This is a genomic window from Micromonospora sp. ZG13 (assembly GCF_059359355.1).
On the sequence record NZ_JCADBQ010000005.1, the window covers coordinates 326,536 to 339,460 of the forward strand.

9 protein-coding genes are annotated in these 12,925 nt (G+C 75.2%); 4 read left to right on the top strand and 5 right to left on the bottom strand.

The window, feature by feature from the left end; translation table 11 throughout:
* Nucleotides 1–56: 56 nt before the first annotated feature.
* The 3 genes from nadA to AC5L34_RS14295 all read left to right on the top strand — a co-directional run bounded on the left by nadA (nucleotide 57) and on the right by AC5L34_RS14295 (nucleotide 3,506).
* Complete coding sequence (gene nadA / locus AC5L34_RS14285; RefSeq protein WP_441174911.1) at nucleotides 57–1,256, top strand: quinolinate synthase NadA; 1,200 nt, start codon at nucleotides 57–59, stop codon at nucleotides 1,254–1,256.
* Between the two features lie 167 nt (nucleotides 1,257–1,423).
* The gene (gene murA, locus AC5L34_RS14290; protein ID WP_494825251.1) at nucleotides 1,424–2,824 is read left to right on the top strand and encodes a UDP-N-acetylglucosamine 1-carboxyvinyltransferase; all 1,401 of its coding nucleotides are present in this window, start codon (nucleotides 1,424–1,426) and stop codon (nucleotides 2,822–2,824) included.
* A 73-nt stretch (nucleotides 2,825–2,897) separates the two neighbouring features.
* The gene (locus AC5L34_RS14295) at nucleotides 2,898–3,506 is read left to right on the top strand and encodes a DUF3043 domain-containing protein (RefSeq protein WP_441174913.1); all 609 of its coding nucleotides are present in this window, start codon (nucleotides 2,898–2,900) and stop codon (nucleotides 3,504–3,506) included.
* Nucleotides 3,507–3,558: 52 nt separating this feature from the next.
* Here the strand turns inward: AC5L34_RS14295 and AC5L34_RS14300 are convergent, their stop codons facing one another.
* The 5 genes from AC5L34_RS14300 to AC5L34_RS14320 all read right to left on the bottom strand — a co-directional run bounded on the left by AC5L34_RS14300 (nucleotide 3,559) and on the right by AC5L34_RS14320 (nucleotide 11,553).
* Nucleotides 3,559–4,521, bottom strand: a complete 963-nt coding sequence (locus AC5L34_RS14300; protein ID WP_494825253.1) for an ABC transporter ATP-binding protein — start codon at nucleotides 4,519–4,521, stop codon at nucleotides 3,559–3,561.
* Nucleotides 4,518–5,333 carry an ABC transporter permease gene (locus tag AC5L34_RS14305; protein WP_441174915.1) on the bottom strand — a complete coding sequence of 272 codons (816 nt, stop codon included), beginning with the start codon at nucleotides 5,331–5,333 and terminating at the stop codon, nucleotides 4,518–4,520. Before AC5L34_RS14305 ends, AC5L34_RS14300 begins: the two co-directional genes overlap by 4 nt.
* Nucleotides 5,326–6,177 carry an ABC transporter permease gene (locus AC5L34_RS14310; RefSeq protein ID WP_494825256.1) on the bottom strand — a complete coding sequence of 284 codons (852 nt, stop codon included), beginning with the start codon at nucleotides 6,175–6,177 and terminating at the stop codon, nucleotides 5,326–5,328. Before AC5L34_RS14310 ends, AC5L34_RS14305 begins: the two co-directional genes overlap by 8 nt.
* Nucleotides 6,178–8,985: 2,808 nt before the next feature.
* Nucleotides 8,986–10,050 (bottom strand): hypothetical protein, encoded by a 1,065-nt coding sequence (locus AC5L34_RS14315; protein WP_494825258.1) that lies wholly within the window; start codon nucleotides 10,048–10,050, stop codon nucleotides 8,986–8,988.
* A gap of 1,002 nt (nucleotides 10,051–11,052) precedes the next feature.
* Nucleotides 11,053–11,553 carry a hypothetical protein gene (locus AC5L34_RS14320; protein WP_494825260.1) on the bottom strand — a complete coding sequence of 167 codons (501 nt, stop codon included), beginning with the start codon at nucleotides 11,551–11,553 and terminating at the stop codon, nucleotides 11,053–11,055.
* A 64-nt stretch (nucleotides 11,554–11,617) separates the two neighbouring features.
* Here AC5L34_RS14320 and AC5L34_RS14325 point away from each other — a divergent pair, with 64 nt between their 5' ends.
* Nucleotides 11,618–12,895, top strand: coding sequence for a WG repeat-containing protein (locus tag AC5L34_RS14325; RefSeq protein ID WP_494825262.1), 1,278 nt, complete (start codon nucleotides 11,618–11,620; stop codon nucleotides 12,893–12,895).
* The last annotated feature ends 30 nt before the right edge of the window (nucleotides 12,896–12,925 follow it).

Here is a 12,925-nt window from a genome sequence, read left to right on the forward strand (position 1 = left end):
GGCAGCACACACCGCCGGAGGCTGCGGGGAGGCCGCACTGTGGGACCATGGGGCACGTGACTTCGACCTGGGTGGAACCCTCCAACACCGCGACGGCACTGTTGCTGCTCGGCCGGGGCAGCGACCCCGCCACGGAGCGCGGCGTCGAGTGTCCGGGTGACCTGCCGGCGCCCAGCGATCCGGACCTGGTGGCCCGGGCCACGGCGGCGAAGGCGGCGCTGGGCAGCAAGGTCTTCGTGCTGGGGCACCACTACCAGCGCGACGAGGTGATCCAGTTCGCCGACGTGACCGGCGACTCGTTCAAGCTGGCCCGCGAGGCGGCGGCCCGGCCCGACGCGGAGTACATCGTCTTCTGCGGCGTGCACTTCATGGCGGAGAGCGCCGACATCCTCACCTCGGACGCGCAGAAGGTCGTCCTGCCCGACCTGGCCGCCGGCTGCTCGATGGCGGACATGGCGGTGCTGTCGCAGGTCGAGACGGCCTGGGACGTGCTCACCGAACTGGGCGTCGCGGCCGACACCGTCCCGGTGACGTACATGAACTCCTCGGCGGACATCAAGGGCTTCGTGGGTCGCAACGGTGGTGTGGTCTGCACCTCCTCCAACGCGAAGCGCGCGCTGGAGTGGGCGTACCAGCAGGGCTCGAAGGTCTTCTTCTTCCCCGACCAGCACCTGGGCCGCAACACGGCGGTGCTCGAGATGGGCTTCGCGCTGGACGACTGCGTCCTCTACGACCCGCACAAGCCGAACGGCGGGCTCACCCCGCAGCAGTTGCGCGACGCGCGGATGATCCTCTGGCGCGGGCACTGCTCGGTGCACGGCCGCTTCACGCTGGACAGCGTCAACGACGTGCGGGAGCGGGTGCCGGGCGTGAACGTGCTGGTCCACCCGGAGTGCCGGCACGAGGTGGTCACCGCCGCCGACTTCGTCGGTTCGACGGAATACATCATCAAGGCCATCGAGGCGGCCCCGGCCGGCTCGGCGTGGGCGGTCGGCACCGAGCTGAACCTGGTCCGCCGGCTCGCGCTGGCCCACCCCGACAAGCAGATCATGTTCCTGGACAAGGCGGTCTGCTACTGCTCGACCATGAACCGGATCGACCTGCCCCACCTGGTCTGGGCGTTGGAGGAGTTGGCGGCCGGTCGGGTGGTCAACCAGATCACCGTCGACCCGGACACCGCGCACCACGCCCGGGTGGCGCTGGACCAGATGCTGGCCCTGCCCGGGGCCGACACCCCGCCGCCGACAGCGAGCTGATCACTTTCCGTAGCGACGCTGGCACGGAAAAGGGTCCGATCACCGATAAATGCCCTCAGGGGCGATCTGACCGGGTCCATCTTCGTCACCGAGGGCTATGCTGCCGGTGCGACGATTCACGCGGGCCGTTTCGACATGGCCGCGTTCTGGGTAGCGATGACAATCGCGTGCCCCACCATCAACACGGCAGCACCGACGCGCTGGAGGTTGCATTGACCGACGACGTCCTGGTCGTACACGGAGGGACTCCGCTCGAAGGGCGGATCCGCGTGCGCGGCGCGAAGAACCTGGTCTCGAAGGCGATGGTCGCCGCGCTGCTGGGTGACAGCCCGAGCCGACTGTTCGACGTGCCGAAGATCCGCGACGTCGAGGTGGTCCGGGGCCTGCTCGGCCTGCACGGGGTCAAGGTCACCGACGGTGCGGAGGACGGCGAGCTCGTCTTCGACCCGGCGAACGTGGAGAGCGCCAGCACGGACCAGATCAACGTGCACGCCGGCTCCAGCCGGATCCCGATCCTGTTCTGCGGGCCGCTGCTGCACCGCCTCGGCCATGCTTTCATCCCCGACCTGGGTGGCTGCCACATCGGGCCGCGCCCGATCGACTTCCACCTCCAGGCGCTGCGCGAGTTCGGCGCGACGGTCGAGAAGACCCCCGAGGGGCTGCACCTCTCGGCGCCGAACGGGCTGCACGGCACCAAGTTCGCCCTGCCGTACCCGAGTGTCGGCGCCACCGAGCAGGTGCTGCTGACGGCCGTGATGGCCGAGGGGGTCACCGAGCTGCGCAACGCGGCGGTGGAGCCCGAGATCATCGACCTGATCTGCATCCTGCAGAAGATGGGCGCGATCATCAAGGTGCACACCGACCGGGTCATCGAGATCCAGGGTGTGCCCAGGCTGCACGGCTACACGCACCGGCCGATCCCGGACCGGATCGAGGCGGCGAGCTGGGCGGCGGCGGCGCTGGCCACCCGCGGCCACGTCGAGGTGCTCGGCGCGCAGCAGGCCGACATGATGACCTTCCTGAACATCTTCCGCTCCGTCGGCGGCGAGTACGAGGTCACCGACGCCCGGGCGCCGAAGCTCGGCGATCCGGGCCAGGAGGGCGGCATCCGGTTCTGGCACCCGGGCGGCGAGCTGCACGCCGTGGCCCTTGAGACCGACGTGCACCCGGGCTTCATGACCGACTGGCAGCAGCCGCTGGTGGTGGCGCTCACCCAGGCGCGGGGCCTGTCCATCGTCCACGAGACGGTCTACGAGCAGCGGCTGGGCTACACCGAGGCGCTCAACTCGATGGGTGCCAACATCCAGGTCTACCGGGACTGCCTCGGCGGCACCCCGTGCCGCTTCGGCCGGCGCAACTTCAAGCACTCCGCGGTGATCGCGGGGCCGAGCAAGCTGCACGCGGCGGACCTGGTCATCCCCGACCTGCGGGCCGGTTTCAGCCACCTGATCGCCGCGCTGGCGGCGGAGGGCACCTCCCGGGTGTACGGCGTCGACCTGATCAACCGGGGCTACGAGGACTTCGAGGCGAAGCTGGCCGACCTGGGCGCGCACGTCGAGCGTCCGTAACGTCGACCACTCCCCTCCGCGCCCGGTGCACCGCGATGTGCACCGGGCGCCGTCGTTTGGCTACCCTTTCGACGTGCCGTCGCTGTTTCGCCGCAAGTCCTCCGACCTCGTCGACGAGGCCGTCACCACGGTGACCCCCGACGAGGAGTCCACGCCCGCCCAGCCCCGGGGCTACACCCCGAGCAAGAAGGAGCTGGGCAAGGCAACCCCCAAGCGGCCCACCGCCGGCCGCCGGCCGGCCGCGGCCACCAAGCCGTTGACCAAGGAGGAGCAGCGGGAGCGCAAGCGCCAGCTGCGCGCCGAGGCCGCGGCGGAGTTCCGCCGCGAGGGCGGCCCCCGCGACCGCGGCCCGGAACGGCTGCTGGCCCGCAACGTGGTCGACTCCCGGCGTACGGTCGGCACCTGGTTCTTCGGTGGGGCGCTCATCGTGCTGGTCGGCTCGAACGCCGCGATGCCGCCGGTCGTCCGCCTCGTCTCCAACATCCTCTGGGGCGCGCTCGCCCTGGGCGTGGTGGTCGACTCGGTCCTGATCTCGCGCAAGATCCGCAAGCTGGTCCGGGAGCGTTTCCCGAACACCGGGCAGCGGATGGGCTCGCTCTACCTCTACGCCATCATGCGGTCGATCACGTTCCGCCGGATGCGCGCCCCCGAGCCCCGGGTCAACATCGGCGACCCGGTCTGACCCTGGCGCCCGGACGGCCTCTCCCGCATTGTGGTGAGGGGCCGTCGCGGCGTCAGCGGCTGCGGTAGAGCCGGGCCACCACGTCCTCGATGTCCGGCTCGACGATCGAGACGTCCCGCAGCGCGCCCAGCCCGGCCAGGGCCGCCACCACCTCGGCCACCCCCGCCGACTCCAGCGCGAAGACCAGCCGGTGCCCGTCGGCCTCCTGCCGCTGTAGCGGCGCGCCGCGCAGCGCCGGCGGCTCGGGCAGCGGGGCGTCGAGGTCGGCGACGAGCAGCCGGCGCGACCCGTACCGCTCGTGCAGCGCGGCGATCGACCCGTCGTGCACCACCCGCCCGTGGTCGACCACCACCAGGCGCCGGCAGAGCCGCTCGATGTCGGCCAGGTCGTGCGTGGTGAGCACCAGCGTCGTGTCCCCGGCGCGGCCCAGCTCGGCGAGGAAGCCGCGGACCGCCTGCTTGCTGACCACGTCGAGGCCGATGGTGGGCTCGTCGAGGAAGAGCACCTCCGGGCCGTGCAGCAGGGCGGCGGTCAGCTCGCCGCGCATGCGTTGCCCGAGGGAGAGCTGCCGGACCGGGGTGTCCAGGAACGCATCCAGGTCGAGCAGGCTCCGGCAGCGGCGCAGTCGGGCGGCGTGCGCGGCGGCCGGCACCCGGTAGACGTGCCGCAGCAGCGCGAACGAGTCGCCCAGCGGCAGGTCCCACCAGAGCTGTGAGCGCTGGCCGAAGACCACGCCGACGCGTAGCGCGAGCCGGGTCCGCTGGGCCACCGGACGCAGCCCGCACACGCGTACCTCGCCGGCGGAGGGCGTCAGCACGCCGGTGAACATCTTGAGCGTCGTCGACTTGCCGGCGCCGTTGGGCCCGATGTAGCCGAGCATCTCGCCGCGGGGCACCCGCAGGTCGATCCCGTCGACGGCGGTGACCCGCCGCTTCTCCCGGCGCAGCCGGCCGGCCCGCACCCGGACGGTGAACTCCTTGCGCAGCCCGTCGGCCACGATGACGTCGTCGCTCATGACCCCGTACTCCGGTAGTGGCGGACCCCGGTGCGCCAGGCCGCCGCCGCCCCGGCGGCCGCGACCAGCGCGACGGCCGGCGCGGACCAGCCGACCCAGGCCGGCAGGCCGAGCGGGTCGGCGCGGCCGAGCAGCGCCAGCGCCGGGTGGTAGCTGACGAAGGCGAAGCCCAGGCCGTACGCGAACACCGCGCGGAACCAGCCCTCGAAGACGGTGACCGGGTACGAGGTGAAGTCCCGGCCGCCGTAGGTCACCGAGTTGGCCAGCTCCCCCGAGTCGACCCACCAGAACGAGACGGTGGCGGTGGCCACGAAGACCGACCCGAAGAAGACCACGCCGGCCAGCGGGGCGAGGACCACCAGCAGCGCCCGCGCCGGGGTCCACCCGACACCGGCCGAGCCGACGGCGACGACCAGCACGGCGAGCCCGAAGACCGCGCGCGACACCTTGCGCAGCGGCAGGTCCATCAGCAGCAGCTGGGGCAGGGCGCCCAGCGGGCGGACCAGCACGGCGTCGAAGAGCCCGGTGCGCACGTACCGGGGCAGCCGCTCGATGTTGCCCACCAGCAGGTCGGCGACGGCGAAGGCGCAGGTCGAGAGGCCGACCATCACCATCGTCTCGCGCAGCGTGAAGCCGCCCAGCTCCCGCGTCACCCCGAAGATCACCAGCACGGTGAGCACGTCGAAGACGGTGGACCCGACGTTGCCGACCAGGTCGATCGCGAACGAGGTCCGGTACGCCGTCTGCGCCCGCGCCTGCGCGCCGAGCAGCGCCCGGTACGCGGCCAGCGTCCCGCCCGACGCGTCAGCCACCCTGGACCACCAGGCGGCGTTCCGCGCGGCGCTGCACCAGCCGGCAGGCTGCCAGGATCAGCACCGCCCAGGCGACCTGGAGGCCGACCAGCCCGACCTGGGCGCCGGCCGGATCGCGCTCGACCAGCACGTCGAGCGGGGTCTGGAGCAGGCTCGGGAAGGGGGTGCCCCACCAGAGAACGAGTTGGAGCCACTCGGGCAGGAAGCGCAGCGGGAAGTAGAGTCCCGCGAGCACCCCCGAGGCGAGGGTCCAGAGGATCACCGGTCCCCGGACGTCCTGCAACCAGTACGCGGTCGCGTTGACCAGGAAGCGACAGCCGAAGCAGAGGACCACGGCGACGACGGCGGAGAACGCGAAGATCGGCAGGGTGGACCAGCGGCGGGGCACGTGGACCTCGAAGAAGAGCGGCCCGACCAGCACCGGCGGCAGGAACCGGACCAGCGCGGCGTGGCCGGCGCGGCCCAGGTCGGCGGCGAGATGGCTGGTCACGGGGTGCACGGGCCGGAGCAGGTCGCTGGCGACGTCGCCGGTGCGGATCCGGTCGGCCAGCTCGGTCCAGCCCCAGAGGAGGACGACCGCCAGCAGGCCCTGGCCCACCCAGACGAAGGTGGCGAGTTGCCCCCGGTCGTACCCGGCCACCGTGCCGGCCGCGCCGACCGCCGCGAGCAGGACGTAGCACCGCAGGAAGCCGAAGACCGTGTTGGTGACGACGCCCGCCGCCGACGCCTGCCGGTACGTGGCGTAACGTCGGAAGCCTGATCCGGTTATAGCCTTAAATGTCCGGAACCATAGGATAACGTTTGGGGTGGTGGGCGGTGCCACAGTGGCGGTGAGCGAGCCCACGCCGCTACCCTCCTTCCGCAGCCACGCCGTACCGGAGGGGCGACTCTACCGGCACGTGGAGCGCCCAGCGCGACAATTTCCAACGAGGTGACATCGCCGTGAGCGAGCGGACGCGAGCCGGCCACCGGGGCGCCGCCGTGAGCGGACGGACCCCGGTCGGGCACCCGGGCGCGCCCGCCCCCTGGCGGCCCGTCGCGGGCGGCACGCCTACCCTCCGTGGCGACGGGCCGACCGGATGAGCCGCTACGCCGACCACTGGCACGACGCCGCCGAACCGGCCTGGATGATCGAGCCGACCACCGAGTGGCACCCCCAGTTCCCGGGCCAGCGCTACGCGGGCGACATCGGCGTCGAACACGCGCCGTCCGCGCGAGGGGGCCGCTCGGCCGTCGGCCGGGCCGAGGTGCCCCCGCTCGCGCCGACCCGACCCGACGGGACCTACATCGGCCGCTCGTGGGACGACCTGCCCGACGGGCGCCCCGGCCGGCAGGAGGCGTGGAACGGCCTCGACGCGCGACGGCACGGCGACGAGCCGTACCGCCACCCGCACGCCGACCCGCGCCGGCCCGACGACCGCCAGTGGCCGCCCCGGCAGGAGCAACCGCACCGCAACGACCGGGGCGGATTCGACGCCCCCGGCCGGCCCGCCGACTCCCCCCGACAGCGCGACCACGCGGGCCCCGCCCGCCACGACACCCGCACCCCGCGCTACGAGCCGGCCGGCCGGGACCGCCCCGTCTCCCCCGCCGGCAGGTCCGAACCCGGCTGGCTCCCGGAGCCCGACGAGGACGCGCCGCCGCGCCGTTCCCCGGCGTACGGACACCCCGACGCCGGCTACGACCACCGGCCGGAGGGCCACGACCGCCGGGCCGAGCGCGGCCCCGACCGCCCGGCCCCGCCCGGACCCGAGCGCCGACCCGACGGCGCCGCCGACCGCAAGCCCGGCGGGGACGCACACCGGCCGCGCTACCAGTGGGGAACCCCCGCCCCGGAGCCCCGCCCCTCCGACGGTCAGCGCGAACGCCCGCCGGGCACGCAGTGGGACCGTCCGTCGGACCCGCGCCGGGAGTACCCCACCGAGTGGGATCGCTCGGCGTCTCCTCAGTGGGACCGTCCCGCCGACCCCCGCCGCGATCGGCCCGCCGATCCTCAGCGGGAGCACTCGTCCGACCCGCGCCGTGATCGTCCCGCCGCCCCGCAGGGTGACCGCTCCGCCGACCCCCGCCGCGATCGCCCCGCCGACCCGCAGCGGGAGCGGTCCGCCGAGCCGCGCCGGGAGGGTGGCCCGCACGGGCGCAATCACGAGCCGGGCGTAGCCGCCGGCGGGTGGCCGCGCCCCGACCGGGCTCCCGCCGGGCAGCAGCCGCGCCCCGACGGGCAACGGCCGCAGCAGGAGCCGGCGGAGCACCGGCGGACGCACGAGGCGGCGCGAGCCGAGGCGTACCCCGAACGGGCCCCGCACAGGACCGCCCGGCCGGACGCCCACCGGGACGCCGAGGCGTACCGGGAGCCCCGGGTACAGCCGCAGCCGGGCGGCGGCCTGCCGTGGCCACCACCCGGCCCCGTGCGGCCCGGCTTCGACCGGGACGCGGCGCGGCGGGCCGAGCCCGGCCCCGAACACCGGCGACCGGCCGACCGTTCCCGCCCAGAAGAGGCCACGACCCCGCCGCCACCGCCCGCGTACGACCAGCGGCCGTCCCAGCCCTACAGCGCCCCGACCTCCGGAGCCCCGACCGGGCGCGCGGCTGCCGGGCCGGCGGCTCCTGGGCGCGCGGCTGCCGGGCCGGTGGGCTTCCGGGGGCCGGCTGGGGAGGTCCCCATGCCCGGGCGCCCCGTCTCCCCCGCGCCGTTCCGCGACCTGCCACGCTCCACCGGGCCCGTTCCCGTCGAGCCGGTCCACGGTCGGCCGGTGTCGCCCGCCGGACCTCCCGGCACGCCCGTCTCGCCTTCGGGTCCCGTCAGCGGACCGGTGTCGCCCGCCGGGCCGCTCTCCGGGCAGACGGCGGGTCGTGCTCCGGTTCCGGTGTCGCCCGCCGCCCCGACCGCCAGCCGCCCGGTATCCCCCGCTGGCCCGGCGGACCGTGTGGCTGGCCGTCCGGTGTCCCCCGCAGGCCCGGCCGCCGGACGGCCGGGATCACCGGTACCCGGCACCGACCGGACTGGTTCCTCCGTCCCCGCAGCGGGTCGCCCTGCCACGCCCGACCTGGTCCCGCCGGCCCCCGTTTCCGGCGTACCCGCCTCGGGCCTGCCGGTTTCCGGCGTACCCGCCTCCACCGTGCCTGCCGCCGGTGCGCCGGGTTACGGCGTACCGGCCTCGGGCGGATCGACTTCCGGCGTGCCGACGTCCCCTGCGGTGCCGGTTGATGGGGCAGCGGCGGGGAGCCGCCCTGTGCCGGGGCGACGCCTCCCCCCGGCCAGCCACGCGCCCCGCCCGGCCGCCCAGGACGACGCCAACCCGATCTCGGCACCTCCCGCCGCCCGGCTGCCCCTGGAGTTCCTGCCGGCGCCGGAAGCGAGTGCCAGCAGGGTGTCCGACCCGGCACCGTCCCGCCCAGGACCGGCCCGGCCGGACGTACCGACGCCTCACCCGACCGCCGGGCTCGACGAGCCCAGGCCCACACCGCCCTCGGCCGTCGGGCACGGCGAGGCCAGGTCCTCACAGCCCTCGCCCCCCGCGCCGTCCGGGTCGCCGTCGGTCGCCCGGCAGACCTCGCCGCCCCGCTCGCCGGGAGCCCCAGAAGCCGGAGGTACGCCCAGCCAGAGCCCATCGGCACCGCACCTGGCCATCGCCCCGGACCGGCCCAAGCGTTACGTCCCGCCGCCGCCGAGCGACCCGCCCGCGCCGGTCGCCCCACCGCGTCCCCAGGCACCCTCGCCGAGCGGGCCGGACGCCTGGTTCCGACCGTCCCGACCGGCGCCCCCGCCAGCCACGCCGGACGAGCCGCAGCCCGCCGGCCAGGCGGACGCTGCCCCCACGGCCCCGTCGGCTCCCACTACCCCGTCGGCTCCGAGCGGCACATCGGCTCCGAGCGGCTTGTCGGCCCTGCACGACACCGCATCTGCAACCGTTTCATCCACGCCAAGCAGCACAGCCACCCTGAGCGACACGGCGGCTCCCCGCAGCACATCGACTCCGAGCGGCGCGGCCGCTGCGTCCGGCGCGGTGATTCCGAGCGACACGGCGGGTGTAACCGGCGCGACGGCTCCCAGCAGCTCATCGGCTCCAAGCGGCGACCCGGTCCCGAGCGGCGCCTCGGCCCCGAGCGGCTCCGCGGCTGCGTCCGACGCGCCGGCCCCGAGCGGCACGACGGCTGCGAGCAACGCGTCGGACGTGGACGGCATCCCGACCCTCGGCCTCGGTGCGTCGGTCCGGAGCTCCGCCGACGACGGTGCCCCGACGGCGATTCCGGGCCTGGCGTCGACGCCGTCGGTCGAGCCCTCACCTGAGCGCCGCGTACCGCCGGCCCCGGCCGTGGCGGTGGAACCTGCCCCGAACTCACCGGTCATCTTCCCGGTGTCCGCCCCTCCGGTGCCCGAGGCACCGGTCGAGGCAGCCCCGCCCACGATGCCGGTACCGCCCGCGTCCTCCCCTTCCGATCCCGTGTCGGGTCCGCCCGCAGGGCAGGCACCTCCCGCGCCGGCGTCGGGCCCGCCCACAGGGCAGGCGCCTTCCGAGCCGCTGTCCGGTCCGTCTGTCGGGCAGGCGTCCATCGAGCCGATGTCCGGTCCACCAGCCATCCCCGCACCGGCGCCCACCCCGACCAGCCCGGCGCCTGCCGTCTCGGGTCCGTCGACCGTGCAGGGGTTAGCCCCGGCAGGTCTGCCGCCGGCCAGCACGCCGCCGGAGCAGCCGGCCCCCTCCGCCTTCGCCACGCCCGTATCCACGCCTCCCGTACAGATGCACTCCGCACCGAGCGCGCCGCGCCCGGTTTCCGCGCCTCCTGCCCGGCCCGTGTCGGCGCCACCGTCCGTCCCGCCGGTTCCGGCACCGCTCGTACGCCCGGGGTCCGGACCATCGGCGGACGCGGCTCAGGAGCAGCCGGCCGGGCCGGATGCCGTTGCGGCGAACGGAACCGCTCCGGACGCGGCGGCACGCCTCGGATCCGCGCCGCCGGACGCCCCGGCCCGAGGCGGGCCGGGACACGAGGGCCCCGCGTCGTACGCCTCCGCGCAGAGCGCGCCGACCCCGCGCGATCTCGACACCGGCGTTCCCGCCCCGCGTGCCGTCGACGCGGAGGACACCGGCGTCACCCGTCGGGAGGACGCCGAGCCGCGCGTGGCCGACGCGGGTACCCCGACCACCCACCCGGATGGGCACGCCACCACTCCCGCACCCGAACCCGTGCGCAGCGTCCCGGCCGAGACCACCGGTGGAACACCATGGTTGTCACCGAGGGCCGTTGACACCCCTGGTGTTCCACCCGTCGCGGCCGATCCGCCACCGGCGGCCACCTCAGCCGTCACCACCGGGTCACCATCGACGGTCTCGCCCGCCGACGGCCCGTCGAGGGAGGCGGCGGAGGTGTTCCGGACCAGTTCTGCCGCTGCACCCTCGACCGACCCGGGCGAGCCGGTCCTGGCGGCACCGGACGAGGCGCAGCCCGCTTCCGCCACAGGCCTCGTTGCGGCCCGGCCCGTGTCCGCGCCGCCGGCAACCTCGACACCCGCCGGCCACATCCCACCCGCACCGGCCGTCACCGAACCGCCGACGCAGCCGACGCCCCCGCCGGCGGCAACCTCGGTGATCCGCAGCGACACGACGCCGGCGCAGTCCGCCGCCGAACGGCCGACGCAGCCGACGACCGCGCCGCCCGTCGACGTTCCGGTCACGCCGGTCTCCGCGCCAGTGCCGCTCGTGGCCGCGCCACCGGAGCATCACGCATCCGCGCCGACGGAAGCACCGCAGCCGGCGTGGGCCGCCTCCGCCCAGTCATCGGACGTACCGACGCGGCCGGTGTCCGCACCGCCTGCCGCCATGCCGGTCACCCCCACACCGGCCACCACGCCGCCCGCCGACGCGCCGGACGCCGCCACGCCGCCTGCCGAGGCGCCCGACGCCGCCATGCCACCGGCCGCTGCGCCAGTAGCCGCCGCACCACCCATCGTGCCGCCCTCCGCCACACCGCTCGGTGCGCAAGTACCGATGACGGACGCGGCAGCGACCACCGCGTCCCGTACCGCCGACACGAGCGCCCGCGAGCGCAGCACCGCCGGCCCACGCGCCGCAGAACCAGGCGCCACCGGATCGGGCGTCACCAGCCCACGAGCCGCTGACGCCAGCACGGGCGAACCGAGCACCGTCGGCCCACGAGCCGCCGAAGGCAGCACCGCCACCCCGAGCACCGCCAGCCCGAGCGCCGCCGGGCCATCGGCCACCGGGACGAGTGGCGGTACGCGGGACGCTGGCCGGCAGAGTGCGGCGCAGGGTGATCCGGAGCAGGTGCTGGCGAGCTACCGCTGGCGGCTCGATCCGGCGACCCTGCGGGAGATCGTGGCGGAGCCGGACGAGTTCCGGACGATCCGGCGCCGGCTGACCGAGAAGTTGGGCGCCGCGGTGGACAACAAGTCGCGCGCGCGGCTGCTCAGTCTGCGGGCGGTGGTGTCGCGGATCCTCGGCGAACTGGACGACGCCCTCGCGGACGGTCGGCTCGCGCTGACGTACGCGGAGGCCACGGGAGAGCTACGGCGTACGGCGGTGGCGCAGGCGCGGCTGGCGCACGTGTTGCGATGGCGCGGCGAGTTCGTCGAGGCCGACCGGCTCTTCGCCGAGGCCAACTCCACCGAGTTGCCCGAGCGGCTGCGCGCGGTGCTGCACGAGCACGCCGGCCGGTCCTGCTACGACCAGGGCCGGCTCATGGAGGCCTGCCACCACTTCGAGCGTGCCCTTGACCTGCGCGGCACCGAGGACCCCGAGTTGCAGGCGCGGATCCGGTTGAGCCTGGACGCGGTGGCGGAGCGGGTCGCGGAGACGGGCTTCGGGCCGTACCCCCGCACCCGCGAGGAGGTGCTGGAGCGTGACCGGCCGCCGGCGCCGGCGCGCGACGGCGACCTGTGGGGTTTCGCCGGCCCGGACGGCGACATGGTCATCGCGGCCGAGTACGCGGAGGCGCAGCCGTTCCGCGACGGGCTGGCCTGGGTGCGGCGGCCCGAGACCGAGCGGTGGTCGCTGGTCGACCGCACCGGCGCCGCGGTGCTCGAACCGTCGTACCCGGTGGTGCGCTCCTTCTCCGACGGGCTGGCCTGGGTCTCCGACGGCGGCGACGCCGGCTGGGTGGCGATCGACGCCACCGGCGAGGTGGTCGTGCCGCACGGCTTCGCGGACGTACGCCCGTTCCGGCGCGGCGTGGCGGTGGTCCGCCGGGACGGCTGGGGCGCGGTCGACCGCAACGGTCGGATCGTGGTGCCCACCCGGCACCACGGGTTCGTCACCGTCCTGGCCGACGGCCGCTACGTCGACGGCTTCACCGAGGAGGGGCTGGCCGTGGTGGACGTGGCCGGCCGGCGTGGCGTGGTGAACCGGACCGGGAAGGTGCTGGTCCCGCCGACCCATCCGGCGCTGGTCATCCACCCGGTCGCGTTCCTCGTCGGCGACGGCACGGGGCGCTGGGGCGCGCTCGACCGCCGGGGTGAGCCGCTGATCGAGCCCGTGCACCGCGACCGCGACGAGGTCGTGGCCGAGATCGAGCGGCTGCTCGTCGACACCAGCCCCGTGCTCTGAGCGACACCGCGCCGCCACGGCGGGTGGACA

Excerpts from the sequence above, each read along its gene's own strand:
- AC5L34_RS14300 (WP_494825253.1), bottom strand. The coding sequence starts at position 4,521 with ATGAGCGACGACGTCATCGTGGCCGACGGGCTGCGCAAGGAGTTCACC.